Source organism: Haemophilus influenzae (assembly GCF_001457655.1).
GTDB classification, from domain to species: domain Bacteria; phylum Pseudomonadota; class Gammaproteobacteria; order Enterobacterales; family Pasteurellaceae; genus Haemophilus; species Haemophilus influenzae.
In genome coordinates this window covers 636,789-658,573 of the sequence record NZ_LN831035.1, presented here as the reverse complement: position 1 = coordinate 658,573, position 21,785 = coordinate 636,789, and the positions used below count along the sequence as shown (strand labels likewise).

At 39.6% G+C, this 21,785-nt stretch carries 34 protein-coding genes, 2 tRNA genes and 1 pseudogene; 26 read left to right on the top strand and 11 right to left on the bottom strand.

The window, feature by feature from the left end:
• Positions 1 to 2 precede the first annotated feature (2 nt).
• On the bottom strand, positions 3 to 215 hold the full coding sequence (locus AT683_RS03285; RefSeq protein ID WP_373420590.1) for a transcriptional regulator: 213 nt from the start codon (positions 213 to 215) through the stop codon (positions 3 to 5).
• Positions 216 to 366: 151 nt separating this feature from the next.
• Between AT683_RS03285 and AT683_RS03280 the strand changes: the two genes are divergently transcribed.
• Together AT683_RS03280 and AT683_RS03275 are read left to right on the top strand one after the other, a co-directional pair.
• Positions 367 to 1,068: an XRE family transcriptional regulator gene (locus tag AT683_RS03280; RefSeq protein ID WP_038440672.1), complete on the top strand. Its 702-nt coding sequence runs from the start codon at positions 367 to 369 to the stop codon at positions 1,066 to 1,068.
• A gap of 274 nt (positions 1,069 to 1,342) precedes the next feature.
• Positions 1,343 to 2,191, top strand: coding sequence for a DUF3800 domain-containing protein (locus AT683_RS03275; RefSeq protein ID WP_038440670.1), 849 nt, complete (start codon positions 1,343 to 1,345; stop codon positions 2,189 to 2,191).
• Between the two features lie 27 nt (positions 2,192 to 2,218).
• On the opposite strand, the gene AT683_RS09665 is transcribed toward AT683_RS03275, so the two are convergent.
• Positions 2,219 to 2,386 carry a hypothetical protein gene (locus tag AT683_RS09665; RefSeq protein ID WP_162877571.1) on the bottom strand — a complete coding sequence of 56 codons (168 nt, stop codon included), beginning with the start codon at positions 2,384 to 2,386 and terminating at the stop codon, positions 2,219 to 2,221.
• Between the two features lie 360 nt (positions 2,387 to 2,746).
• Positions 2,747 to 2,917: a YegP family protein gene (locus AT683_RS09390; protein ID WP_005655314.1), complete on the bottom strand. Its 171-nt coding sequence runs from the start codon at positions 2,915 to 2,917 to the stop codon at positions 2,747 to 2,749.
• A 14-nt stretch (positions 2,918 to 2,931) separates the two neighbouring features.
• Here AT683_RS09390 and AT683_RS03270 point away from each other — a divergent pair, with 14 nt between their 5' ends.
• From AT683_RS03270 to AT683_RS03160, 24 genes and pseudogenes are all read left to right on the top strand, one after another.
• Positions 2,932 to 3,153 carry a hypothetical protein gene (locus tag AT683_RS03270; protein WP_005688815.1) on the top strand — a complete coding sequence of 74 codons (222 nt, stop codon included), beginning with the start codon at positions 2,932 to 2,934 and terminating at the stop codon, positions 3,151 to 3,153.
• Between the two features lie 326 nt (positions 3,154 to 3,479).
• A complete protein-coding gene (locus AT683_RS09660; RefSeq protein WP_005668691.1) occupies positions 3,480 to 3,638 on the top strand; it encodes a hypothetical protein in 159 nt (52 codons plus the stop codon).
• Positions 3,639 to 3,769: 131 nt separating this feature from the next.
• Positions 3,770 to 4,021 carry a hypothetical protein gene (locus AT683_RS03260; protein ID WP_005688811.1) on the top strand — a complete coding sequence of 84 codons (252 nt, stop codon included), beginning with the start codon at positions 3,770 to 3,772 and terminating at the stop codon, positions 4,019 to 4,021.
• On the top strand, positions 4,011 to 5,042 hold the full coding sequence (locus AT683_RS03255; RefSeq protein WP_012054990.1) for a P22AR C-terminal domain-containing protein: 1,032 nt from the start codon (positions 4,011 to 4,013) through the stop codon (positions 5,040 to 5,042). Before AT683_RS03260 ends, AT683_RS03255 begins: the two co-directional genes overlap by 11 nt.
• Before the next feature lie 90 nt (positions 5,043 to 5,132).
• Complete coding sequence (locus AT683_RS03250) at positions 5,133 to 5,870, top strand: DNA-methyltransferase (protein WP_005651093.1); 738 nt, start codon at positions 5,133 to 5,135, stop codon at positions 5,868 to 5,870.
• A gap of 13 nt (positions 5,871 to 5,883) precedes the next feature.
• Positions 5,884 to 6,228, top strand: a complete 345-nt coding sequence (locus AT683_RS03245) for a hypothetical protein (protein ID WP_005651091.1) — start codon at positions 5,884 to 5,886, stop codon at positions 6,226 to 6,228.
• A complete protein-coding gene (locus AT683_RS03240; protein ID WP_042599562.1) occupies positions 6,225 to 6,518 on the top strand; it encodes a hypothetical protein in 294 nt (97 codons plus the stop codon). The genes AT683_RS03245 and AT683_RS03240 overlap by 4 nt, the downstream gene beginning before the upstream one ends.
• A 12-nt stretch (positions 6,519 to 6,530) precedes the next feature.
• On the top strand, positions 6,531 to 7,478 hold the full coding sequence (locus AT683_RS09850; protein WP_042599563.1) for a hypothetical protein: 948 nt from the start codon (positions 6,531 to 6,533) through the stop codon (positions 7,476 to 7,478).
• The gene (locus AT683_RS03230; protein WP_042599564.1) at positions 7,453 to 8,103 is read left to right on the top strand and encodes a translocation protein TolB precursor; all 651 of its coding nucleotides are present in this window, start codon (positions 7,453 to 7,455) and stop codon (positions 8,101 to 8,103) included. The genes AT683_RS09850 and AT683_RS03230 overlap by 26 nt, the downstream gene beginning before the upstream one ends.
• Positions 8,103 to 8,536: pseudogene (locus AT683_RS03225) on the top strand (single-stranded DNA-binding protein). Before AT683_RS03230 ends, AT683_RS03225 begins: the two are co-directional and overlap by 1 nt.
• Positions 8,537 to 8,597: 61 nt before the next feature.
• Complete coding sequence (locus AT683_RS03220) at positions 8,598 to 9,674, top strand: DUF7666 domain-containing protein (RefSeq protein WP_058222175.1); 1,077 nt, start codon at positions 8,598 to 8,600, stop codon at positions 9,672 to 9,674.
• Between the two features lie 124 nt (positions 9,675 to 9,798).
• Positions 9,799 to 10,695 (top strand): recombination-associated protein RdgC, encoded by an 897-nt coding sequence (gene rdgC, locus AT683_RS03215; protein ID WP_038440649.1) that lies wholly within the window; start codon positions 9,799 to 9,801, stop codon positions 10,693 to 10,695.
• Positions 10,692 to 10,937, top strand: coding sequence for a hypothetical protein (locus AT683_RS03210; protein ID WP_005668254.1), 246 nt, complete (start codon positions 10,692 to 10,694; stop codon positions 10,935 to 10,937). Before rdgC ends, AT683_RS03210 begins: the two co-directional genes overlap by 4 nt.
• Complete coding sequence (locus AT683_RS03205; RefSeq protein WP_038440647.1) at positions 10,934 to 11,293, top strand: hypothetical protein; 360 nt, start codon at positions 10,934 to 10,936, stop codon at positions 11,291 to 11,293. The genes AT683_RS03210 and AT683_RS03205 overlap by 4 nt, the downstream gene beginning before the upstream one ends.
• 7 nt (positions 11,294 to 11,300) lie before the next feature.
• On the top strand, positions 11,301 to 12,464 hold the full coding sequence (locus AT683_RS03200) for a DNA cytosine methyltransferase (RefSeq protein WP_038440645.1): 1,164 nt from the start codon (positions 11,301 to 11,303) through the stop codon (positions 12,462 to 12,464).
• 50 nt (positions 12,465 to 12,514) lie between these two features.
• Positions 12,515 to 13,168: a hypothetical protein gene (locus AT683_RS03195; protein WP_038440643.1), complete on the top strand. Its 654-nt coding sequence runs from the start codon at positions 12,515 to 12,517 to the stop codon at positions 13,166 to 13,168.
• Between the two features lie 3 nt (positions 13,169 to 13,171).
• Positions 13,172 to 13,588 carry a Y16D family protein gene (locus AT683_RS03190; RefSeq protein WP_005651292.1) on the top strand — a complete coding sequence of 139 codons (417 nt, stop codon included), beginning with the start codon at positions 13,172 to 13,174 and terminating at the stop codon, positions 13,586 to 13,588.
• Between the two features lie 71 nt (positions 13,589 to 13,659).
• Positions 13,660 to 14,193 (top strand): hypothetical protein, encoded by a 534-nt coding sequence (locus AT683_RS03185; protein WP_005668266.1) that lies wholly within the window; start codon positions 13,660 to 13,662, stop codon positions 14,191 to 14,193.
• Positions 14,183 to 14,353 (top strand): hypothetical protein, encoded by a 171-nt coding sequence (locus tag AT683_RS09845; RefSeq protein WP_005668267.1) that lies wholly within the window; start codon positions 14,183 to 14,185, stop codon positions 14,351 to 14,353. The genes AT683_RS03185 and AT683_RS09845 overlap by 11 nt, the downstream gene beginning before the upstream one ends.
• Positions 14,337 to 14,465 (top strand): hypothetical protein, encoded by a 129-nt coding sequence (locus AT683_RS09975; RefSeq protein ID WP_005668269.1) that lies wholly within the window; start codon positions 14,337 to 14,339, stop codon positions 14,463 to 14,465. The genes AT683_RS09845 and AT683_RS09975 overlap by 17 nt, the downstream gene beginning before the upstream one ends.
• Positions 14,458 to 14,727, top strand: a complete 270-nt coding sequence (locus AT683_RS03175) for a DUF551 domain-containing protein (protein WP_005668271.1) — start codon at positions 14,458 to 14,460, stop codon at positions 14,725 to 14,727. The genes AT683_RS09975 and AT683_RS03175 overlap by 8 nt, the downstream gene beginning before the upstream one ends.
• Positions 14,728 to 14,730: 3 nt before the next feature.
• Entirely contained in the window at positions 14,731 to 15,018 is a 288-nt protein-coding gene (locus AT683_RS03170; RefSeq protein WP_005668273.1) for a hypothetical protein, read from the top strand.
• A gap of 126 nt (positions 15,019 to 15,144) precedes the next feature.
• On the top strand, positions 15,145 to 15,459 hold the full coding sequence (locus tag AT683_RS09650) for a helix-turn-helix domain-containing protein (protein WP_005651299.1): 315 nt from the start codon (positions 15,145 to 15,147) through the stop codon (positions 15,457 to 15,459).
• On the top strand, positions 15,357 to 16,382 hold the full coding sequence (locus AT683_RS03160) for a tyrosine-type recombinase/integrase (RefSeq protein ID WP_050845889.1): 1,026 nt from the start codon (positions 15,357 to 15,359) through the stop codon (positions 16,380 to 16,382). Before AT683_RS09650 ends, AT683_RS03160 begins: the two co-directional genes overlap by 103 nt.
• 104 nt (positions 16,383 to 16,486) lie before the next feature.
• Here the strand turns inward: AT683_RS03160 and AT683_RS03155 are convergent.
• The 8 genes from AT683_RS03155 to ybgC all read right to left on the bottom strand — a co-directional run bounded on the left by AT683_RS03155 (position 16,487) and on the right by ybgC (position 21,519).
• Positions 16,487 to 16,562, bottom strand: a tRNA-Lys gene (locus tag AT683_RS03155).
• A gap of 23 nt (positions 16,563 to 16,585) precedes the next feature.
• Positions 16,586 to 16,661, bottom strand: a tRNA-Lys gene (locus tag AT683_RS03150).
• A gap of 154 nt (positions 16,662 to 16,815) precedes the next feature.
• Positions 16,816 to 17,277 carry a peptidoglycan-associated lipoprotein Pal gene (gene pal / locus AT683_RS03145; protein ID WP_005652235.1) on the bottom strand — a complete coding sequence of 154 codons (462 nt, stop codon included), beginning with the start codon at positions 17,275 to 17,277 and terminating at the stop codon, positions 16,816 to 16,818.
• A gap of 23 nt (positions 17,278 to 17,300) precedes the next feature.
• Positions 17,301 to 18,584, bottom strand: a complete 1,284-nt coding sequence (gene tolB, locus AT683_RS03140) for a Tol-Pal system beta propeller repeat protein TolB (RefSeq protein WP_011272014.1) — start codon at positions 18,582 to 18,584, stop codon at positions 17,301 to 17,303.
• Positions 18,585 to 18,625: 41 nt separating this feature from the next.
• Positions 18,626 to 19,900 carry a cell envelope integrity protein TolA gene (gene tolA, locus AT683_RS03135; protein ID WP_058222174.1) on the bottom strand — a complete coding sequence of 425 codons (1,275 nt, stop codon included), beginning with the start codon at positions 19,898 to 19,900 and terminating at the stop codon, positions 18,626 to 18,628.
• A gap of 15 nt (positions 19,901 to 19,915) precedes the next feature.
• Positions 19,916 to 20,335 carry a colicin uptake protein TolR gene (gene tolR, locus AT683_RS03130; protein ID WP_011961713.1) on the bottom strand — a complete coding sequence of 140 codons (420 nt, stop codon included), beginning with the start codon at positions 20,333 to 20,335 and terminating at the stop codon, positions 19,916 to 19,918.
• A 70-nt stretch (positions 20,336 to 20,405) separates the two neighbouring features.
• Positions 20,406 to 21,092 (bottom strand): protein TolQ, encoded by a 687-nt coding sequence (tolQ, locus tag AT683_RS03125; protein WP_005649191.1) that lies wholly within the window; start codon positions 21,090 to 21,092, stop codon positions 20,406 to 20,408.
• Positions 21,093 to 21,108: 16 nt separating this feature from the next.
• A complete protein-coding gene (ybgC, locus tag AT683_RS03120) occupies positions 21,109 to 21,519 on the bottom strand; it encodes a tol-pal system-associated acyl-CoA thioesterase (RefSeq protein WP_005649192.1) in 411 nt (136 codons plus the stop codon).
• Positions 21,520 to 21,785: the final 266 nt, after the last annotated feature.

The window sequence follows — 21,785 nt, the reverse complement described above, 5'->3', positions numbered from 1 at the left end:
GCCTAATTTCTAGCTAATAAACTAGAAAACTCTTTTGAAAACATTTCCGCTTTTACCTTTCCATTGGTTGCTTTTTCGATTTTCAAAGCATTTTCCAAAGAGATTGAGCCACCATTAAGCCATTTACTAACAGCGTTCTGACTAACTCCACAGGCTGCGGCTAATGCTTGTTGAGATTTGAAAATCTTGATAGCTTTCAAAATTGTCTTGTTCATCAATAGCCCTCTGTTTCATTTTTTAACTTATGGCTATATTTTATAGCCTTAGTTTTTATTTGTAAACAACTAAAACACAAAAAGTTGTTTGATTTTTTAAAACTTTAGTTTTAGACTTTGCGAAATCCTAAGCAAACAACAGGAGTACAAAATGAAAACTCTAGGCGAACGTGTAAAAGCTAGACGAATGGAGCTTGGTATTACTCAAAAGGAACTTGGGGATCTAGTTGGAATTAGTCAGAACTCAATCACTAAGATTGAAAATGGCGGAAATACAATACATATAGCGAAACTTGCCTCTGCTCTTGGCGTTAGTGTTGCTTGGTTAAGCATTGGCGTTGGTGACCGTGACGATGATATTGTTGATAATAGCGGTCTTGATAAGCAGCTTGTAAGCAGTGAGCCTGATTTGTTACACAAGCACCGCATTGATTACTATGATGTAAGAGCGGCGGCAGGATTGAACGGATTTGAGAACTCTGATTACCCTGAAATAATCTCTAGTCTATTTTTGACAGATGAGGGCATTGCTCAATTAGTGGGTAAGAAGTCGGCAGATGGAATTTGCCTTGTAAACGTGCCAACAGATTCAATGGATCCTACTATTAGAAAAGGCGATATTGTGTTCCTTGACACTAAAGTAAATGCTTATTGTGGCGATGGCATATATGCTTTTGCTATTGACGGTGCATTATTCATTAAACGTATTCAGAAGATGATCGGAGGCGGTTATCGTATGATTTCGGACAATGAAATATATCCACCAGAACAGATAAGCGATGATGTGTGCGAAAACGCTAAATTCATTGGTAGATTTATCCGCACTATCCATATAGAGGCAGTAAACCTTTAACTGCTCTAAATGGTGCAGTCAATGGTTGCCATCAATGATTAACACAATAGTTATAATTAAATAGTTATAATTAAATAGTTATAATTAAATAGTTATAATTAAATATTAAAGGCAAACGTGCAATTAAAAATAAAGCTAAATTTAGCTTGACAAATTAAAACTGCATGTTTAATATTCGTGGTCAGAGGCAGATGTAACTGAAATGTTATGTTTGCTGCTGATTCCGGGGCCCGATCATTTTAGATTGGGCTTCCGTGTATTTGGAATCAAAATCATGTCTAAAACCTACATCGTCTATCTTGATGAATTTGGTCATATAGGCCCTTACTTATCATCAACTCATCCAAAACATAACACTCACCCTGCTTTCGGTCTTGGTGGTTTTGTCTTACCTATTAACGCTGTTCGCCCGTTTTCCTCATTCTTTTTTGAGTTAAAGCTTAAGTTATTTGAAAATTTTGATATAAAACAAGCGAAAGAAAAAGCAAGAAGTAAAGGCGAGAGATTTCAATTATCCACATGGGAAAAGAAAGGCTCTAAACAATATTCAGTGATCAACTTAAAAAAATATAAACAACTCATTGTTGAATCAACTTCAAGAATAATTAATAGGATAACGTCAAAGGGCGGTTTTTTATTTTATGTTGGTGAGGCTAAATTTAGAAACCCAGAGCAGCATAACCCACAAGAGGTTTATAAATCTAGCCTAACAGAGATAATAAAAAGATTAGATGATGAATTTCATTCTGAAGAAGCACATTTTTTAATCTTCATGGACGATAGCGAAGGAAGTGCTGATTTGGTGAAAAGGTCAATATATGAAATGCACCAAAACGGAAGGTATCAACTTATAGAAGCTCCTATGCAAGTAGATAGCGAGCTTTATCAAACGATTCAGTGTGCTGACTGGCTATGTGCAATTTATGGCAAAATTGCCTACTACCAAATAGAACCTGAAGCTAAACCGGACTATGAATTATTTGTTAGATATTTTGGTGATAAAATTGCCAGAGCGCAAAAGCGAAGCAATGTTAGAAACAACTTGCCGAAACCAGCATCGAAAGAAAAATTATTAAAACTAAAAGATAAATTTGATAATCGTTGCTGTAAATATTCAAAATAATCAAACCGCCATTAAGGCGGTTTTCTTTTATGAGTTAAAGCACTTAATTAAATCCTCAAGAACTACTCTCTCCTCTTTGTTTGCAATTACAACCTCCAGTCTATCATCCACTCTAGACACAATCTCATCAATACCTAAATCATTAATCAACTCACAATTTAGCGAGATTAACCACAATTTAAACTTTTCTTTCATAGCGCACCTCCTTTCCTCGTTAATCATACCTTAATCAAAAGTGCGGTCTATTTTTAGCTATTAAATTTGCGATACAGATCGCAAAAGCGATAAAAAATCGAGGAAAAACCGCCTTACTACCAAAAAATCAATACTAAATCGCTCAAAAAATAAGCAAATAGACAAATTTTTGTGAATTTTATTATCAACAAAAACAACCACTTAAACAGAAAGCTATATATTTTTAATAAAAAATACAACCTTAGCTATTTACATAATAAAACTTTAGCTATATCATACATCCATCAAAACGAGATACACAATCTCAATGCTCTTTAAAAATTTGTGATGAAAAAAGCCCCGATAAACAGGGCTAGGTTACTAAGATTCATAAATTGGTGTATTGCGATTAGTGTCCATAACAAGATGAATGCAATGTAGGCAGTTCTGTTTGGTTGTATAACCTTCACTAACGGCAATGATTTCGTGATTAGCGGCTTTTAGTCGCCAATACCACTGATTATTTACACCTTTAAATATTTGAAAATACATATAGGTAATTCCTTATGCAAGATGAAATGAAACGCTATGCGATTTCTTATTACTTCGACGGCAAAAGGTGGGCGACAGATGTTTACGCCCATTCATTCGAAGAAGCGGAAGAAAAGCTAAAAGCAATGTCCCAAGGTACTGTTGACGGCGAGATTCACCTTTCAGTTTACATTCCTGAAAATCCGCTATCGAAAGTATCAAGGTTGATTACAAGAATAGCTAAAAAGTTTATGTAAGTCAGTGACTTTCATCACAAATTTTAAACAATTTGGTTAAAGAAACTCACTCGGCGGAAGCGCAGACGGAAGCCCAACGGTGCTAAGCGGTCGTTAGATTGAAAGCCCTAACCTACTTAGTTAAGAGTGAGTTTTAAAGTCTGCCCATGCAAAGCCAGTGAAAAACGGTGCAGTTGCCGAAAGTGGAGCTCAAGCAGGCGAATATCCCAATGTGGATATTTCAAAACACATTTGCTAGTACAGAGACACAGCGGCATGTGAAACCGTTGCGAATGATAGATGAAGTGTGTTTTGAAATGGTAACAATAAAACAAACGAGGTTAAAAATGGAAGAAAAACAAGAAAACAGCCTATCTGATAACGATAAAGAACTAATCAAACAGGCTGTATTAGAAAGTGCAGCAAAAAATACTAATTTTCCCCCAGATAAACTAGCCAAATCAATTTGTGATGCTATTTATCTGATTGATTCTTATAAGCATTGAGAATATGAGGAAGTGATACGCTATCATCTAATGCTTCAAAGCGTTTTGATAACATCTCAACAAAATCAGCATAGACTGATTGCACTACTCCAGTTACAGCTCGAAAGGGCGGTTTTTTAAGAGTATTTAAAATGAAAAATAAAATCACAGACTTAAACAATCATTTATTTTCCCAGTTAGAAAAACTGCTTGATGAAGACTTAACCGATGAAGAACTTAATCGAGAAATTAAACGTGCCAATGCCGTATCAGGCATTGCGGCAAATATTATCGCAAGCAATGCGATTTCGCTTAAAGCAATGACATTGTTTGAAAATCGTCAAATTGAAAGAGAATCCCCTGATTTTCTAAGAATATCTAAGGCGCAAGGCGATGACCTCTAATGCGGAACGATTTAAATTCACCGATGAACATATTGCGTTTATTCGCTTACATTGGGATAAAAAGCCATCTGATCTAATTAAATTGTTTCAGCAACAGTTTGATTTATTAATAAATCGTAATGTTTTCTATAAATTAAAAAAGAAACACAATATTCCAAGCCTTAAGCATGCTAATCGTTACAGCAAAGAAGAACTTGCGTTCATTAAAGCGAATTGCACGTTAAATGAAAGAATCTTGGCTCAAAAAATGGAAGTTTATTTCAATAAACCATTTAATCCACACGCGTTAAAGGTTTTGCGCGTGAAGAGACAATGGCTAACCGGACGAAGCGGTCGATTTGAGAAAGGTGAAAATTTAAAACCGATTGGCTTTGAGCGATATTGTAAAAATGCAAAATGTTGGTTAATAAAAGCAAGCATTAAACGTTATGAACGGAAATCGCATTATCTCTGGCGCAAAGCCGGTAGAAAAATTCCGCGTGGACATATTATTGATTACAAAGACGGCAATTCAAGAAATTGCACCCTTGAAAATCTCGAATTAATTTCACGTGTTGAAATGGCTTGGCGAAAGAAATTACAGTATCACCAACTCAATGATGAAATTAAACCCACCTTTTCCGCCTTTGTAAAACTCAAAGAAGGCATAAATCAACGTAAAAAAGAGAAAGATATGGAAGAAAATCAATCCCCCAATATTGCCACGCAGGAACCGACAACATTTACGTTTGAATTTACCGAACACGAATTGCAAACAATGGCGTGGGCGTGGTTTGCTTTATTGCGTGGCACGGAACTTTGCCAAGTGCTTCACCCCGCACTAAAACAAATTGGTTCGCACTACGCTGCTTCCGTTTATGACATAGCTTACGAATATCGCAGTACTCTCCGTCACGCCCATAACGTATTGACACGCATTACAGAGCAATTTGAATGCGAGCAAGGAAATAACTGGCGCGTATTAAAATATCTTCGCGCCTACGATCCTAAAAAAACGGGTTTTCAATTAGAAATTCTATAAAACAGCAAAAAATCCGACCGCACTTTTGAAAAATCGTGTGGCGGATTATTACACCCAAAATTCAACAAATCGACTAAAAAGGAAACAAAAATGAAAACCGAATTATTCAACGATCACTTCCAAAACTACAAACGCTACCACATCCCAAAAGCGCAGCTAGTCATCGCCGACATTCCCTACAATCTCGGTAATAATGCTTACGCTTCAAACCCTGAATGGTATGTAAACGGCGATAACAAAAACGGCGAAAGCGACAAAGCCAACAGTAGTTTTTTTGATACAGATAAAGATTTCCGCATTGCCGAATTTATGCATTTTTGTTCAAAAATGCTCATCAAAGAACCGAAAGAACGCGGCAAAGCCCCTTGTATGATTGTGTTCTGCGCTTTCCAGCAAATCTCAATGGTGATTGATTACGCCAAGCAGCACGGCTTTAAAAATCACATCCCTTTGGTGTTTATTAAATCATCATCACCACAGGTGCTCAAAGCGAATATGAAAGTCGTCGGCGCAACAGAATATGCCTTGATTTTATACCGCGATAAACTGCCGAAATTTAACAACAACGGCAAAATGATTAAAAACTGGTTCGAATGGGAAAAGGACAACCGCAAGGAAATCCCTAAACTGCACCCGACACAAAAGCCCATTGCCGTGTTAAAACGCCTCATCGAAATCTTTACCGATGAGGGCGATGTAGTGATTGATCCAGTTGCTGGCAGTGCATCCACGCTACGCGCCGCACGAGAGCTTAACCGCCCGTCCTATGGCTTTGAAATCAAAAAAGACAGCTGCAAAATCGCAAAAGAAAAAATGCTTAATATCTAACAAGGAGCCCCAAATGAAACACTCGAAAACCCCATTACGCCAAGAAAAACAAAGCTTCACGCACTTTATGAAAGGCAGTGAAAAATGGCTAAACAGAATCTGCTATTTTCTCGCCGCCTTGATTATTGCCATGATTGTGGGTGGGATTAGCCTACACGCCAATGCCCACCCCACCGATTGGCACGATAACGAATTAAGCCAACAAATCCAACAAGAAACCCGATGTGAACTGAAAGGGGGCATATATGAAAACGGTGTATGTTTACCGCCTAATCTTACACTGGCAGCAGAAAAAGAACTGCAGGATTACACCGCACAAAAACAAGCAGAAATTAACCGCACTTGGAGTAAACAATGAAACCTTACGCTGATCACTACGCTCAACTTGATGCGGCTCACCAACGTAAAGTGGATTGGCAAGCAGGCTATGAAATCGCTTTAGATGAAGTCGCTACTGAAATCGACAATGATTTAAAACAAGGCGATCAAACGCATTATCACGAACTCACGGAAATGCTGTGTGATAACGATAATTTCTGGCTTGCTATTGGTAGCGGTGCAAGTTATGAGCCTTATAGACAAGAGGCGATTAAGAAAATTGCCGAGCGTGAATTGCACGCAAGAATGAATGATTATGACCCAGATTAATGGAGATGAGATATGGTGGAAATAGCAAACATTTTCTCTACAGAAATAAAAGAAAATGAACAACACAATGGGATGATTGATACTCAATCGGCAAGAGAAAGCCAAGAAGTACAGGCTATGATGGTTATAGCGAAACGATTCCCACGCGATCCAATTGATGCAATGGACCGAATTTTAAAATCTTGTACAAGAAAGACTTTGGCTCAAAGTGCGGTTTACTCCTACCCTAGAGGAGGACAATCAGTAGAAGGTCCATCAATCCGACTAGCTGAGACATTGGCTCAAGAATGGGGAAATATTCAATTCGGTATCAGAGAATTAAGTCAATCTAATGGAGAAAGTACTGTTGAGGCTTTTGCTTGGGATATTCAAACAAATACAAGACAAGTTAAGGTCTTTCAAGTACCACACGTTAGATATACAAAAAAAGGAAAACAAATTCTTACAGACCCTAGAGATATATATGAAGTAGTAGCAAATAATGGCTCTAGACGATTAAGAGCTTGTATTTTAGGGGTTATCCCTGGCGATGTAATAGAGGCCGCAGTTAAACAATGCTCAGTTACATTGAAAGCAAATGAAGATGTTTCCCCAGAAGGATTAAAGAAAATGGCTGGTATTTTCTTTGATAACTTTGGAGTAACGCAGGACATGATTGGAAAGCGTTATCAATGTAAATTTGAATCATTGCGCCCTGCCCAAGTCGTCCAATTAAGAACCATTTATCAATCGTTAAGAGACGGTATGTCACACCCTAAAGACTGGTTCGATTTTGAACCTGAAAAGCCAATTATAAATTCAAGCGTAGATAGCAATACATTCGAGCGATGCAAACAAAGCATTGCTAACGGCGAAACCACCCTACAAGAACTTTGTGATAGTGGGGCGTATGAATTTAGCCAAGAGCAGATTGCGGAGTTGGAGGCAATTGAGAATGGAAATGTACCAACTCAAAGCTAAATGCTCTGGCTTGGCTGATTTAATGGTAAAGCCTAAAAGCGGTAATGGAATATCGGCGACCGCAAAAAGTGCGGTAAGAAAGATAGTTAAATATGACCTGTTTGGCTATCAAGATTTCGAAGGCAATAAATACACCGAGAAAGGTATCGCACTAGAAGAACAAGCTATTAAGTTAAGCGGTCGTAAACGTGGCTTACCACTTAAAAAGAACACGGAAAGACGTGAAAACGATTGGATTACAGGCGAGTGCGATATTTATGTGCCAAGTCGAAAATTAATCATAGACACTAAATGTTCTTGGGATATTGGCTCACACCCTTTTTTTGCTGATGAGGCGGAAGAAAAAGCTAAAAAAGCTGGGTATGACGCACAAATGCAAGGCTATATGTGGCTATGGGATTGTAGTGAGGCACAGATTGATTTTGTCCTCCTCCCTACCCCTTACGAGCAATTATCAAGCTATGACGATCCAAACAGATACATTGACTTGGTTGAGCAAATCCCCCAAGAAAAACGTATCACGACGGTCACAATTAAACGTGATGAGAAAATCATCGAGAAAATCAAAGAGCGAGTAGAAATTGCTCAAGAATATTATCAACAACTTATACAGGAGATGCGCTAATGGCACGTAATACCAACACCGTGATATTAGTCGGTCATTTAGGCAGTGACCCAGAAATCCGCCAATTCCAAAATGGCGGGCAAATTGCCACATTTAATCTTGCTATCGGCGATGATTACCGAGATAAACAAGGTAATACAGTTAAACGTACGCATTGGATACCCATTGTGGTACACGGCAACTCTGCTGATGTAGCAAGACAATATCTGCAAAAAGGCTCAAAAATCTGCGTAACAGGAAAACTAGTACAGGAAAGCTGGCAAGACCAAAACGGCAATAACCGCACCGCACTTAAAGTAGCGACACAATCCTTTGAAATGCTAGACAGCAAGGCAAACAATGAAACACAACAGCCAACAAAGACAAAGAAAAACCCGACCCATTAAACGCAGCGGCTGAACAAGACGGGTTTAATGATGATGTTCCGTTTTGAGTTACACCACAAGCCACTAACCAATAGTGGCTTTTTTATTATCTAAATTTGAGAGATAAAAATGGCTGAAGAAAACAAAGAAATTATAGCTTATAAAGGGTTTAAGCAAGACTGGACTTGTCGAGGTTATCAGTATGAGGTAGGCAAAACGTATGAGCATAAAGGTAATGTTAAGGCTTGTGAGAGTGGATTCCACGCCTGCGAATACCCGCTTGATGTGCTTAGCTATTACAGTCCAGCGGTAAGTAAATTTGCTGTAGTTAAAATGAGCGGCGAAACATCAAAAGATAGTGATGATACAAAAATTGCATCTGCAAAAATCACGATCGAAACCGAAATTAACTTACCGGAAATGATAAAAAAAGCCGTTGAATGGATAAAAGGTAAAGTTGATTGGGATGCTGCCAAGGTGTCCAATACAGGCGATCAGTCGGCAGCGACTAATACAGGCTATCGGTCGGTAGCGACTAATACAGGCTATCGGTCGGTAGCGACTAATACAGGCGATCAGTCGGCAGCGACTAATACAGGCTATTGGTCGGCAGCGACTAATACAGGCGATCGGTCGGCAGCGACTAATACAGGCTATTGGTCGGCAGCGACTAATACAGGCTATCGGTCGGCAGCGACTAATACAGGCTATTGGTCGGCAGCGACTAATACAGGCGATCAGTCGGCAGCGACTAATACAGGCTATTGGTCGGCAGCGACTAATACAGGCTATCGGTCGGCAGCGACTAATACAGGCTATTGGTCGGCAGCGACTAATACAGGCTATCAGTCGGCAGCGACTAATACAGGCTATCGGTCGGTAGCGACTAATACTGGCGATCAGTCGGCAGCGACTAATACAGGCGATCAGTCGGTAGCGACTAATACAGGCGATCAGTCGGCAGCGACTAATGCAGGCGATCAGTCGGTAGCGGAAGTATCTGGCAAGCAATCTATAGCTGTTGCGCTTGGTTGGCAATCTAAAGCTAAGGCGAGTATTAATGGTGCTATTGTTTGTGTATATCGCAATCATGATGGCGAGCTAATCCATATCAAAGCATCAAAAGTCGGTGAAAATAACATCAAAGCTGATACTTGGTACACGTTAGATGAGATAGGTGAGTTTGTTGAGGTTAAAGACGACTAAAAAACCATATAGAGAACCTATCTATGGTAGTGATAGATTCGTGGTTGAAGAACACTACTACGAAGATGATGCTTAAAATCTGCCGCTATTAATTAGCGGCTTTTATTTATGAGGAATAATAAAAATGTACTGGTTCAGAAATGCAATTATTTACCAATTAACAAAACAAATAGACTTTGAGAATATCGAAAAACAACTCAAAGAATGTGAATTTACTCCGTGTGGTTCAGCAGATGTTAGCCATTTCGGTTGGTCTGCTCCGCTCGTCACCAGCGAAAATTTAGCACATCAAGCGAACGGAAAAATCTTACTTGTAGCTAAACGAGAAGAGAAGATTTTGCCTGTGGAAGTTGTGAATCGTGAACTCAATAAACGAATCACTGCACTTGAAGAAAAAGAACAGCGAAAATTAAAGAAAGTAGAACGATCATCTTTAAAAGATGATGTGATAGCTACCCTACTTCCGCAAGCGTTTTCTCGTATCAAAACGACCGCACTTTATATCGACACGTTGAAACAACTTATCTTTGTTGATACAGCATCAAGTAAAACAGCCGAAGATGTACTTGCACTTTTGCGTAAATCGCTTGGCAGCTTGCCAGTAGTACCGTTGGCGTTTAACTGTGCGCCGTGTGAAGTAATGACAAGATGGGTTACAGATACTGCACCTGATTGGCTAATCTTGCGTAAGGAAGTGGAAATCCGCGAAAAAGAAGATCTTGGCGTTATCCACTGTAAACAAAAAGATATTGAAGACGAGGAAATTATCGATCTTGTTCAAAATGGCTTGATCTCTAAACTCGCGCTTGAGTGGGAAAACAACCTTAAATTTATCTTGGTTGAAGATGGCACGCTTAAACGCCTGAAATTTGACGACAATATCACCGAGCAGAACGATGATATTGTAAAAGAAGATGTAACTGCTCGTTTTGATGTAGACTTTGTCTTAATGGCGAGCGTGCTTGGTAAAACAGTGGATAGCCTAATAAAAGAATTTGGCGGGATTAGGGATAGATTATGAGATTACTTAAACGGCTAGCTGAAAAAGTCCTGATAGACGATCTTAGACGATTGGATAAACATATTGATAAATCTATCGAACTCCATGAATTGAAGCTACGAAAATTGGGTGAATTAATTAAAAGTCTGGAAGCTGAGAACAATCAACTAAAACGAGAAAATGCGACGCTTGAAACTGAGCTTAGAGCAATAAAACAAGAACGTATTTTTAGTAAACGTAAAAAGAAAAGCAAACGAAAATGAATGAAATTAACATCAAACTCCCCTTACATAAATTCCAAAATTTAATGATTAGTCACGTCCGATACAGCTTGCCACGACATACTTATATCGTTAGCGAAACTATTCACGATGTTAAAACCTACTGGAGCGTGTTAAGCAGTAATACTCGAGAGGTAATTACTCGCGATATTAATGAGCATCTGAAACGCTGGGCAAGCGACCGAAATAACGCATTCCACAAACTTGACTACGATTCGTGGGAGGAACTATTTGACTGGATAAATGAAAGCCGCAGCAGCACATCAACAACAGTTACAACAGCAAAACCACTTGTACCTGTGTTGCCTGTGATTAATCCAAAACAGAGGAAAAAATAACCGCACTATGTTTACCTACGGTTCAATCTGTTCAGGGATTGAAGCGGTAAGCGTGGCATGGAAAGGCTTAAGTAAACCGCTGTGGTTTAGCGAAATTGAGCCTTTTCCTTGCGCCGTGCTTGCTTATCATTATCCCAACATCCCAAATCTTGGTGATATGACCACCTTACCCGAAAAAATCTTAAACCGTGAAATTCCTGCGCCTGATGTGCTTGTTGGTGGTACTCCTTGTCAAGCATTTTCTGTCGCTGGTTTGCGAAACTCGTTAGATGACGACCGCGGAAATCTCACGTTAACTTTAATACACATATTAGAGGCTATTGATTATGTTAGATACCAAGACGGTAAGCAGCCGTGCGTTTTGTTGTGGGAAAACGTTCCGGGTGTACTATCCACCAAGGACAACGCATTCGGACACTTTTTGGCTGGACTGGTTCAAGAACGTCAGCCATTGCAGCCAACAGGGCGAAAATGGACAAACGCAGGTTTATTGCATTCAGCTCGAACTGTCGCGTGGCGAACACTCAATGCTCAATACTTCGGACTCGCCCAACGACGCAAGCGCGTGTTCCTTGTGGCAAGTGCTAGAGAAAGAAGCGTCGCCCAAATACTTTTTGAGCGCAAAAGCTTGCAAGGGTATTCTCAATCGTGCGGAAAAACGCAACAAGGTTTTACCTGCTACGCTGAGGGAAGCTTTGGAACGTATCGCCAATCCGTATTGGGGGGGCTAGTAAAAGCTAGTGGTGGGGCGCTTGGTGGTGGCTCTGAAACTATTGTAGTACATGGTACGCAAGACCCGATTATTTCAACATCAACTGCCCACTGCCTAGGGCGCAATAATGGGCAGGAAAATGTTTTGTTCGATATTTCAGACCGACGCGATGTTGTGCGCATACAAAAGGACGGCACTACGCCAACACTTACCGCAAGAATGGGGACAGGTGGGAATAACATTCCATGCATGAGCATCAACCAAAACATTCGCAAACTTACCCCTTCAGAATGCGAAAAATTACAAGGTTTTCCTCCAGGTTATACGCAAATATCGTATCGAAATAAACCAGCCGAAGATTGCCCGGATAGCCCGCGCTATAAAGCTATCGGCAATAGTATGGCTGTACCGGTTATTAAGTGGATCGGGGAAAGAATGATTAATTATTTAAACAAATAAATCCAATAGGCGTTCCAAGTGAGTGCCTTTTGTTTTAATGGAGATAGAAAATGAAAGAATTTAACTTAGATGCAGCTTTAAATGGCGAGCCTGTTAAATTACGTAATGGTTTGAAAGCTATAGTTTATTACCGCATTCCTGATGAATTTTCATATCCGGGCGGATCCACTGAAATTTATCCATTGCTAGGCATTATTTTTAATAAAGATGGTACTATCAAGGGCGCATCGGAAAACTGGAAAGATTGCGGTGCTTACTGTTCATGTCAAGGTGGTCTTGATATTGTCGGAATGTGGGAAGAACATAAACTAACCTCAGAACAAGTGTTGGAAAAGGCTTACAAGGAGAATTTTCTAGTGCTATGTGATGGTAATCCTGATTTACCTCTAAAAGTTATCGCCAAAACTAAAAACGGCGAGTTTGTGATGCAGCCGGAAGATGGCATCATCCAACCATGGCTCGCTAATCTGACCATGGAATGGTTCTTTGTAAAAAAACTTGATCCAAAATTCGACACAAGCACTTTACCTAAGCCGTTTAAACCACATATTGGCGATGAGTTTTTCTATTTAAGCGATGGAGTGATTAGATATTTTTCGTTTTATGCAGATTGTGCAGCTAACTTGATGATAAATGGTCAATGTTTCCGCACAAAAGAAGATGCTCAAAAATGGCTTGATTTTATGAAGAGTATGATGGAGTAAGTGATGGATATTATTAATTTAATCAAACAACAAACGCCTGAAGAAAGACAAACATTATTCAATGAATTTATTAAACTCTTAAACCAAAAAAGAGAATATGTAGATATTCCTGAAAGAATTGTATGCTCTGCTTGCCAAGTGTTTGTAGATGAAAGAGATGGTACAAATGAAGATGGCGGTGAGATTATCCATGAAGTATATGGTTTAAGACACTATGACCCATTCATGCGTAAGCAGATTAAAGAATTAGAAAAACAATACAAGTATGCTCTTTTAGATTGGGAACAAGGGTTTCTAACTAATAAAGGTCGTTTTGTAGGTCGTAAAGAAGCAATGGAAATTGCTAAAGCTCAGAACCAAGTAATTCGTTTATCTGGTTCACCAAACTCAGATATTCTGTTCTCAGAAGATTTATATTAGGAGTAAGCATGAAAGGATTCACAGAATGGCTATTATATGTATTGGTGGTGTGATATGAGCGAATGGATTAAATGTTCGGAGCGGTTGTCAGGGATGAGAATGAGATTGGGGAAGATATGAAAGTGCTAGACGAACATATCCTTGAGTATATCTGGGATGAAACATTAGACCGCATCGCACAACACACCTTGGTAACGTATATCGGTGGCAGTGTTGGCACGTATAGCGATGATCATGCAGAGAAAAGAGCAGAAGACTTTGCAATATTGAGTGTAAGACACCTTATTGAAGGCTCTGGATTAAGCGAAAGTCAATTTAGACGGCGGGTTAAAAAGCTTATGGCACAAGGTGTTTTGTTGCAACGCATTGGGCCGAATAGCTTTGTGATTAACTCGGATGTGGTTAAAGACGCAGCGGTACATGCCGCACGATGTTGGCGCGCAATCGGTGTGCCGTATGGTATGGACGACACCGGGAGAGCCTGTAAAACATTGCCTATTAACGCTCTGCCGAGAAGCATTTTTGAGTTAAAAACAAATTGTTATCGGATTTTGAGATCTGAATATCCAAGTTACAAAGGAAAAGGAGTAGGAAATGAGCAATGAAATAACCCAAAAAGTCCGCATAACAATCGAAGTTGAAATGGACGACTACCAACGTGATCAACTTAAAATATCAAAAAATACGCAAGTGTTAGGCGGAAATATCGTGCTATTAGACTGGGAAGGTGGTGTGTTTGACGAAGTTGATGGGTATTGCATTTGACAATATGAAAGATGAGACCTTTATAGGTGAATTGCAACTGGCGATTAAACGGGTAGTTACGCCAATTATTAAAGCAAAACGCAAAGCAATTTTGGAGGGGAAAAATGAGTGAAAATAATGGCTGGATTAATTGTGCAAACGAACTACCAGAACCATTTTCTACCGACTTAGAGTATCGTAATGCAACTAACAAACACCTAATTTATTTTACTGAGGATGGTGATCATTGGGCTGTTGGTCTTGGCTGGTATTTATATGACGATAAGTCGGATTGTGAAGGTTGTTTAATTCCGTATTGGGAATCGGATGAAAACCCTGGCGAGGAAGTGGAGGTTATTTATTGGCAACCGCTACCACAACCACCGGAGGAATAAATTATGGCTAAATATTTATATCGTTACGCATTGGAAAGTAACAATCCTACAAACAATGATGATGGAAATACATGGGAAGATGAAAGTAGGTGTTTTGATAATGTCGCTTTACATATCGCGAAAGAAAACGCTTATTCCTGGGATATGTTTGAAGAACCGGAACGCGAAGTTATGTATGTATGGAGAGATGGTGATTTTGAGAACAGACTGCGTTTTTTAGCTAAATTTGAAGTTATTCAACGGCTTGATGTGATAGAGCTAGAGGAAGACGACGACCCGAACGATTTTTAAAACCCATTTACAACCCATTAAATCGCCCTATCCTCTTTACAAAAAGATGAATAAGTTAGATGAAGTGGGCTAACTAAAATAAATCATTATAACCGCTCTTATGGGCGGTTTTTTATTGGAGGAAATATGGAACAAACGCTCACTATTCGCGATGTTGCAAAGTGCTTGAACCTTAGCGAAACAACCGTGCGGAAAAATAAATTAAAGTGGGGATTTTTCCAAATGGAAGGGTCTAGAATGTGGCGAGTTTTTAAATCCGATCTTGATCGCAATCGCAAAAAAGCTGAAAATCTCAGCGATCTATATGCGAAGGTCGGTGATACACAGGAGAAACAAAAATGCCGATCCGCAAAAATAAAAATGGCGTGTGGCAAATCGATTTTACCACACCAAGCGGCGAGCGAGTTCGATGCAGTAGTAAAACAACTGACAAAAAATTAGCTCAACATCTCCACGATAAGCTCAAGCACGAAGCATGGCAAGTGGAGCAGCTTAACAAAAAGCCCGAAAAAACGGTGGAGCAAGCCTTAATTTTATTGCTCAAAGACGCAGAGCATAAAAAAGACAAACTCACCAAAATTCAGCACGCCAAATATTGGTGCGATGAAATCGGGAACAAGCTGCTTAGTTCTTTAACAAGTGAAGATATTCAAAATGCGATTCCTACGCACGTTGTACGCACAGGGAAAATACTTTCCCCAGCAACCCAAAACCGCTATCGTTCGTCCATTATGCGGGCAATCAATCTGGCAAAGCAAGCTGGTTGGATTGATGTCGTGCCTTATATCGCTAAAAATAGCGAACCCAAAAAACGCATCCGCTGGATTACTGAAAAGGAAGCAGAGCGATTATTAGATAGCTTAAATCTTAATTGGATGAAAGATGTCTGCCAGTTCGCCTTATTGACGGGGGCTAGAATGACGGAGATTTTGTCAATGACGTGGGATAAAATTAATTTTGCTAACAAAATGGCAATAGTTACTGGCGATATTGCAAAATCTGGACGTGGACGTTCTCTGCCTTTAAGTGATGACGCAATTAATCTAATCAAAGAAAGGATGAAATATCAAGTGTCTCCCTATGTTTTTCATAGCGGAACAGGGAAACTACGTGATGATATTTCACGAAGGGATTTTAAGCGCGCCTTGCAGCGAGCCAATATTAAGAATTTCCGATTTCATGATTTACGTCACACTTGGGCAAGCTGGCATATCCAACGCGGAACACCGCTAATGGTACTCAAAGAGTTAGGCGGATGGGAAACGATAGAAATGGTTCAGAAGTATGCACACCTAAATGCCGACCATTTATTGTCATACGTGAATCAAGTCAAATTCTCGTCAAACACTCGCCTTGCTAGGTAAAGCAGAATAGCAGAAAACGACAAACTGGATGATTATCCAGAAACAAAAAGTACGTAAGTTATTAATTCTAAAGAGAAAACTTACAATACTTAGAAAACTCTATTTGGTAGGTTGTGAGAGGCTCGAACTCTCGACCGACGGATTAAGAGTCCGCTACTCTACCAACTGAGCTAACAACCCAACTGGACAACTAAATCAGAGAGTGGTGGGTCGTGAAGGATTCGAACCTTCGACCAACGGATTAAAAGTCCGCTGCTCTACCGACTGAGCTAACGACCCACTGTACTAATGGATTTATGATAACGCATTTGCTCTAGAATCGAAAGAATAAATTCATTCGTTCAAGCTAATTGGTTAAATTACAAACGATGAAAACAAAACAGAATCCAATAAAAAATGGATCCTGTTTTTCAAGTATTAGAAATACTAAGAATTAGTACGCTAACACTGCACGACGGTTTTTAGAATATGCAGCTTCATCATGACCTAATACTGCAGGTTTTTCTTCACCGTAAGATACTGTGCCTAATTTACCAGCATCAACACCTTTACCAGCTAAATAACCTTTAACTGCATCTGCACGACGTTGGCCTAATGCGATGTTGTATTCTGGTGTACCACGTTCATCAGTGTTACCTTCTACTAATACTTTAGCAGCTGGCGTTGCATTTAAATATGCAGCGTGCGCATCTAAGATTTGAACGTATTCACCAGTAATGTCATATTTATCAAAACCGAAATAAACGGTATTGTAACGTTGTTGAAGATCAGCAACAGAGTAACCGCCAAAAGTTTGAGCAGCACCATTGCCTGCAGCATCGTTGTTAGATGAACTACAAGCTGCTAATGCAGCTACAGAACCTGCAACTAATAATGATTTAACAAATTTGTTCATTAGATTTCTCCTAAATGAGTTTTTTATTTAGTTAAGTATGGAGACCAAGCTGGAAATTTAACTTGACCATCACTTCCTGGAAGGCTCGCCTTAAAGCGACCATCTGCAGAAACCAATTGTAGCACCTTTCCTAAGCCCTGTGTAGAACTATAAATAATCATAATTCCATTTGGAGAGAGGCTTGGACTTTCGCCTAGAAAAGATGTACTAAGTACCTCTGAAACGCCCGTTGTGAGATCTTGTTTAACTACATTATTGTTACCATTAATCATCACAAGTGTTTTTCCATCTGCACTAATTTGCGCGCTGCCGCGACCACCCACTGCTGTTGCACTACCTCCGCTTGCATCCATTCGATAAACTTGTGGCGAACCACTTCTATCGGATGTAAATAAAATTGAATTTCCGTCTGGCGACCACGCTGGTTCAGTATTATTACCCGCACCACTCGTCAATTGAGTAGGTGTACCGCCATTTGCTCCCATAACGTAAATATTCAGAACACCATCACGAGAAGAAGCAAAAGCTAAACGAGAACCATCTGGCGAAAAGGCTGGTGCGCCATTATGCCCTTGAAAAGATGCCACTACTTTACGTGCGCCAGAATTTAAATCCTGTACAACAAGTTGTGATTTTTTATTTTCAAACGATACATAAGCCAAACGCTGGCCGTCTGGAGACCAAGCTGGAGACATAATTGGTTGGGCACTACGATTGACGATAAATTGATTATAGCCATCATAATCTGCTACACGAACTTCATAAGGTTGCGAACCGCCATTTTTTTGCACAACATAAGCGATACGAGTTCTAAAGGCACCACGGATCGCAGTTAATTTTTCAAAAACTTCATCACTCACAGTATGCGCTCCATAGCGTAACCATTTATTTGTCACTGTATAGCTATTTTGCATTAATACAGCCCCTGGCGTACCTGATGCACCAACCGTATCAATTAATTGATAAGTAATACTATAACCATTACCCGATGGAACCACTTGTCCAATTACAATTGCGTCAATTCCAATATTCGACCAAGCCTCAGGATTTACCTCTGCTGCTGAAGTTGGGCGTTGAGGCATTTGAGACACCGCAATAGGATTAAACTTACCACTGTTACGTAAATCATCTGCAACTATTTTGCTAATATCTTCTGGTGCAGAACCAACAAATGGCACGACAGCAATAGGGCGCGCACCATCAACCCCTTCATCAATGACAATGCGTACTTCATCGCCAGCGAATGCATTGCTTCCAACAGCAAGTACAATCGCAAATACGCTCACTAAACGTTTTAATAATTTCATTTTGTTACCTTTAAAATTTAACAATAAATTTTTCTAAAGAATTATCGAATATCAAAGTCAATAATTGGTGATTTATATTTTTCATAAATTTCATCTGATGGCGCAGCTGGAACTTTTTTCGTTCTAGCCACCGCACTTAATGCAGCTGAACAAATATCATCAGAGCCTGAAATTTTTTGATACCCCAAGATTGTGCCATCTCGACCTAATTGAATTTTAATACGACAAACCTTTCCTGCAAAATTTGGATCTTTTAAGAAACGACGTTGAATCTCTTTCTTAATTACACCTGCGTATTGATCCCCAACCTTACCACCATCGCCAGAGCCAAGTGCAGCACCGCTACCTTGAGTTCCACCTTTATTTGTGTTTCCCCCTTTAGATGCACTGCCGCCACCAATATCTCCGCCATTTAAGAAATCATCTAGGCTTGCTTGATCTGCTTTACGTTTCGCTTCCGTAGCAGCTTTAGCTTTTGCCTCAGCAGCGGCTTTCGCTTTAGCTTCTGCATCAGCTTTTGCTTTTGCCTCCGCTTCAGCCTTTGCTTTAGCTTCAGCGGCGGCTTTTGCCTTAGCTTCCGCTTCTAGTTTTGCCTTAGCTTCTGCATCAGCTTTCGCTTTTGCCTCCGCTTCAGCCTTTGCTTTAGCTTCAGCGGCGGCTTTTGCCTTAGCTTCCGCTTCTAGTTTTGCCTTAGCTTCCGCCTCTTGTTTTGCTTTTTGAGCAGCAATTTCTGCGGCTTTCGCTTTAGCCTCTTCTTCAGCTTGTTTTGCCGCAGCAGCTAAACGTTTAGCCTCTGCATCTGCTTTTAATTTTGCAGCTTCAGCCGCTTGTTTAGCCTTAGCCTCTTCAGCTTGCTTCTGTTTTTCCAACGCTTCTTGACGAGCTTGCTCTTGTTGTTTTTTTATTTCTTGCTGACGTTGTTGTTCTTGCTGACGTTGCTGTTCTTGCTGACGTTGCTGTTCTTGCTGACGTTGCTGTTCTTGCTGACGTTTTAACTCTTCTTGTCGTTGAACTTCTTGTTGATGCTTAATCTCTTCTTGATTAGGCTCAGGTGGTTTTTCTTCCACAACAGGTTCTGGGCGTTTTTGTTTATCCGCTTGCCCTTTTTTTTGTTGTTGAATACGCCCCCATTCCTGAGCAGCCGTACCCGTATCAACAATCACTGCCCCTATTACATCTCCTTCACCTTCTCCACCACCCATAATTTCAACAGTGTGATAAAGTGAACTTAAAATCAATAAGCCAAACAAGATAAAGTGCAAAAGGATAGAAATAGCAAAAGCATTGATTCCTTTCTTTTGTCGATTATTTTGCACGTGTTACCTACTTAGCTAAATGGGATTTGTCATTAAACCTACAGATTTAATGCCTGCAAGATGAAGTAAATTCAATGCCTTAATCACTTCTTCATAAGGCACTTCTTTAGCTCCGCCTACTAAAAATAGTGTATTATTATTCTTATCAAATTCCTGTCTAGATAATTGAGTAACCATTTCTTCTGTTAAACCTTCTTGACGTTCTCCGCCAATAGAAATCGCATATTTTCCAATGCCTGCCACTTCAAGAATGACGGGGACTTTATCTTCATTAGAAACCTCTTGGCTTTGCACAGAATCAGGCAATTCAACTTGAACGCTTTGACTAATAATAGGGGCGGTTGCCATAAAAATTAACACTAAAACTAAAAGCACATCCAAAAAAGGCACAATATTAATTTCAGATTTAATTGCTTTACGCTGACGACGAGCCATATATTCCTCTAAAATTTTAACTTATTTTTACCGCACTTTTTCTTCAAAGTGCGGTCAATTTTCCCTATTTTTAGTGAGGGGCTTTACCAAAGGCTTGACGGTGTAAAATCGTCGTAAATTCATCAATAAAATTACCGTAATCTTGTTCAATGGCATTCACTCGTAAGCTTAAACGGTTATAAGCCATTACTGCAGGAATTGCGGCAAATAAACCAATCGCAGTGGCAATCAAGGCCTCAGCGATACCTGGTGCCACCATCTGTAACGTTGCTTGTTTTGCACCACTTAATGCCATAAAAGCGTGCATGATACCCCAAACAGTTCCGAATAAACCAATATAAGGGCTAACAGATGCCACTGTGGCTAAGAATGGAACTCGGTTTTCCAAACTTTCAATCTCACGGTTCATCGCAAGATTCATCGCGCGCATTGTGCCTTTAATAATCGCTTCAGGTGCGTCTGGATTTACTTGTTTTAAACGTGAAAATTCTTTAAATCCCACGCAAAAAATTTGTTCGCTACCCGTTAATCCATCGCGACGATTAGATAGCCCTTCATAAAGTTTATTTAAATCTTCTCCTGACCAGAAACGATCTTCAAACGTACGTGCTTCTTTTAAGGCATTCGTTAAAATACGGCTACGTTGAATAATAATTGCCCAAGATATGATTGAGAAAGAAATCAAAATCACAATTACCAGTTGCACAACAATACTTGCTTTTAGAAAAAGATCTAAAAAATTCAATTCTGCAGTCATTGCATACTCCGAAAAATTATTTTAAGTGATGAAACGCCGCTTTAACTTCTTTGGGAAACGCCACAGGTTTCATCTTGCCTAGATCAACACAGGCTACCTTAACAGTAGCCTTTGATAACATCAGGGTGTTGCGCATCAGTCTCTGTTCAAAAAGGATTGTAGCCCCTTTTACTTCTGAAACCTCTGTTTCCACCATAAGTAAATCATCCAATTTTGCTGCCACGCAATAATCAATGGCGAGCGTTTTGACAACAAATGCGAGTTGTTGTTCCTCTAGTAAGGTTTGTTGCGTAAAATTTAATGTACGCAAATATTCTGTTCTTGCTCGTTCAAAAAAATGCAAATAGCGAGCGTGATACACTACGCCACCTGCATCAGTATCTTCATAATACACACGAACAGGAAAAGAAAAGCAATTATCCAACATATTCTCACCCAATTGGTCGCAATAAACCCTGTATTCTAGAACCAGTTTTTGGGATAAGCAAGCTATCTATGAAAAAACTCAATAAGATTTTATTCATTTTAAAACATCTAAAATTTTTACCGCACTTTTAGCCTGACTAGCAAAAGATAAGGTAATGACAAATCATTTTTAACCTTTCTCATTGAGCAAAAACCATTCAAAGCATAACCGTTCTTTAAAAATAGCCTCTATGTAATCTTAAACCACCAGTATTTTTTATTCTTGAT

Bases quoted from the DNA above. Each gene is read 5' to 3' on its own strand.
- AT683_RS03285 (WP_373420590.1), bottom strand. From the start codon at position 215: ATGAACAAGACAATTTTGAAAGCTATCAAGATTTTCAAATCTCAACAA.
- AT683_RS03280 (WP_038440672.1), top strand. From the start codon at position 367: ATGAAAACTCTAGGCGAACGTGTAAAAGCTAGACGAATGGAGCTTGGT.
- AT683_RS03275 (WP_038440670.1), top strand. From the start codon at position 1,343: ATGTCTAAAACCTACATCGTCTATCTTGATGAATTTGGTCATATAGGC.
- AT683_RS09665 (WP_162877571.1), bottom strand. From the start codon at position 2,386: ATGAAAGAAAAGTTTAAATTGTGGTTAATCTCGCTAAATTGTGAGTTG.
- AT683_RS09390 (WP_005655314.1), bottom strand. From the start codon at position 2,917: ATGTATTTTCAAATATTTAAAGGTGTAAATAATCAGTGGTATTGGCGA.
- AT683_RS03270 (WP_005688815.1), top strand. From the start codon at position 2,932: ATGCAAGATGAAATGAAACGCTATGCGATTTCTTATTACTTCGACGGC.
- AT683_RS09660 (WP_005668691.1), top strand. From the start codon at position 3,480: ATGGAAGAAAAACAAGAAAACAGCCTATCTGATAACGATAAAGAACTA.
- AT683_RS03260 (WP_005688811.1), top strand. From the start codon at position 3,770: ATGAAAAATAAAATCACAGACTTAAACAATCATTTATTTTCCCAGTTA.
- AT683_RS03255 (WP_012054990.1), top strand. From the start codon at position 4,011: ATGACCTCTAATGCGGAACGATTTAAATTCACCGATGAACATATTGCG.
- AT683_RS03250 (WP_005651093.1), top strand. From the start codon at position 5,133: ATGAAAACCGAATTATTCAACGATCACTTCCAAAACTACAAACGCTAC.
- AT683_RS03245 (WP_005651091.1), top strand. From the start codon at position 5,884: ATGAAACACTCGAAAACCCCATTACGCCAAGAAAAACAAAGCTTCACG.
- AT683_RS03240 (WP_042599562.1), top strand. From the start codon at position 6,225: ATGAAACCTTACGCTGATCACTACGCTCAACTTGATGCGGCTCACCAA.
- AT683_RS09850 (WP_042599563.1), top strand. From the start codon at position 6,531: ATGGTGGAAATAGCAAACATTTTCTCTACAGAAATAAAAGAAAATGAA.
- AT683_RS03230 (WP_042599564.1), top strand. From the start codon at position 7,453: ATGGAAATGTACCAACTCAAAGCTAAATGCTCTGGCTTGGCTGATTTA.
- AT683_RS03220 (WP_058222175.1), top strand. From the start codon at position 8,598: ATGGCTGAAGAAAACAAAGAAATTATAGCTTATAAAGGGTTTAAGCAA.
- rdgC (WP_038440649.1), top strand. From the start codon at position 9,799: ATGTACTGGTTCAGAAATGCAATTATTTACCAATTAACAAAACAAATA.
- AT683_RS03210 (WP_005668254.1), top strand. From the start codon at position 10,692: ATGAGATTACTTAAACGGCTAGCTGAAAAAGTCCTGATAGACGATCTT.
- AT683_RS03205 (WP_038440647.1), top strand. From the start codon at position 10,934: ATGAATGAAATTAACATCAAACTCCCCTTACATAAATTCCAAAATTTA.
- AT683_RS03200 (WP_038440645.1), top strand. From the start codon at position 11,301: ATGTTTACCTACGGTTCAATCTGTTCAGGGATTGAAGCGGTAAGCGTG.
- AT683_RS03195 (WP_038440643.1), top strand. From the start codon at position 12,515: ATGAAAGAATTTAACTTAGATGCAGCTTTAAATGGCGAGCCTGTTAAA.
- AT683_RS03190 (WP_005651292.1), top strand. From the start codon at position 13,172: ATGGATATTATTAATTTAATCAAACAACAAACGCCTGAAGAAAGACAA.
- AT683_RS03185 (WP_005668266.1), top strand. From the start codon at position 13,660: ATGTTCGGAGCGGTTGTCAGGGATGAGAATGAGATTGGGGAAGATATG.
- AT683_RS09845 (WP_005668267.1), top strand. From the start codon at position 14,183: ATGAGCAATGAAATAACCCAAAAAGTCCGCATAACAATCGAAGTTGAA.
- AT683_RS09975 (WP_005668269.1), top strand. From the start codon at position 14,337: ATGGGTATTGCATTTGACAATATGAAAGATGAGACCTTTATAGGTGAA.
- AT683_RS03175 (WP_005668271.1), top strand. From the start codon at position 14,458: ATGAGTGAAAATAATGGCTGGATTAATTGTGCAAACGAACTACCAGAA.
- AT683_RS03170 (WP_005668273.1), top strand. From the start codon at position 14,731: ATGGCTAAATATTTATATCGTTACGCATTGGAAAGTAACAATCCTACA.
- AT683_RS09650 (WP_005651299.1), top strand. From the start codon at position 15,145: ATGGAACAAACGCTCACTATTCGCGATGTTGCAAAGTGCTTGAACCTT.
- AT683_RS03160 (WP_050845889.1), top strand. From the start codon at position 15,357: ATGCCGATCCGCAAAAATAAAAATGGCGTGTGGCAAATCGATTTTACC.
- pal (WP_005652235.1), bottom strand. From the start codon at position 17,277: ATGAACAAATTTGTTAAATCATTATTAGTTGCAGGTTCTGTAGCTGCA.
- tolB (WP_011272014.1), bottom strand. From the start codon at position 18,584: ATGAAATTATTAAAACGTTTAGTGAGCGTATTTGCGATTGTACTTGCT.
- tolR (WP_011961713.1), bottom strand. From the start codon at position 20,335: ATGGCTCGTCGTCAGCGTAAAGCAATTAAATCTGAAATTAATATTGTG.
- tolQ (WP_005649191.1), bottom strand. From the start codon at position 21,092: ATGACTGCAGAATTGAATTTTTTAGATCTTTTTCTAAAAGCAAGTATT.
- ybgC (WP_005649192.1), bottom strand. From the start codon at position 21,519: ATGTTGGATAATTGCTTTTCTTTTCCTGTTCGTGTGTATTATGAAGAT.